General features: G+C 77.2%; 1 protein-coding gene. It reads right to left on the reverse strand.

Going from position 1 to position 661, the window contains the following annotated elements; translation table 11 throughout:
• On the reverse strand, positions 1-661 hold a 661-nt coding region (locus D471_RS0112735; protein WP_017598965.1), incomplete at both ends, for an ABC transporter permease.

Consider the following 661-nt stretch of genomic DNA (forward strand, 5'->3'; position numbering starts at 1 on the left):
GGCGGGGAGCACATGGCGGAGCAGGATCCAGCGGGGCGGGGCGCCGATGGCGCGTTGCGCGGTCAGGTAGGCGGCCGCGCGGGTCTCCTGGACCAGGGCCGCGGCGTGGGCGGCCAGCATCGGCCAGGACACGAGGGTGATGGCCGCGCACGCGCCCAGGAGACCGGGACCGGTCACGGCGGCGACGAGGATCCCGGCGATCACCGGCGGCAGGGCGTTGGTCATCTCGACGGCGCCGGTCGCCAGTGCCGGACGAAAGCCCACGATCAGGGCGATCACCAGGCCCAGCAGGCACACCAGTGCGGCGAGGCCGACGGTGGTGGCGGCTCCGTGGCCGAGCCGGGCGAGCACGTCGCGACCGACGGCGTCGGTGCCCAGCGGGTGGGCCCAGGACGGGGAGGCGAGCCGGTCGGCGGTGCTCACGGTCAGCGGGTCTCGGGTCAGTCCCCACACCGTCACGGTGAGCAGGATCGCGCCGCACACGGCGGGTACGGCGCGGCGCAGCGGCCCGGCGGGGATGGTGGGTGGCGGGGCCAGGGAGAGGGCGGCGTCGCGCAGGCCGGGACCGAGCAGGCGGCGGTGGGCGGCCTGGGCCAGGAGCCCGGCCAGGACGCCGAGCAGGACCAGGGCCAGAACCGAGCCCTGGAGCAGCGGCAGGGCC

Source organism: Nocardiopsis lucentensis DSM 44048 (assembly GCF_000341125.1).
GTDB classification, from domain to species: Bacteria; Actinomycetota; Actinomycetes; order Streptosporangiales; family Streptosporangiaceae; genus Nocardiopsis; species Nocardiopsis lucentensis.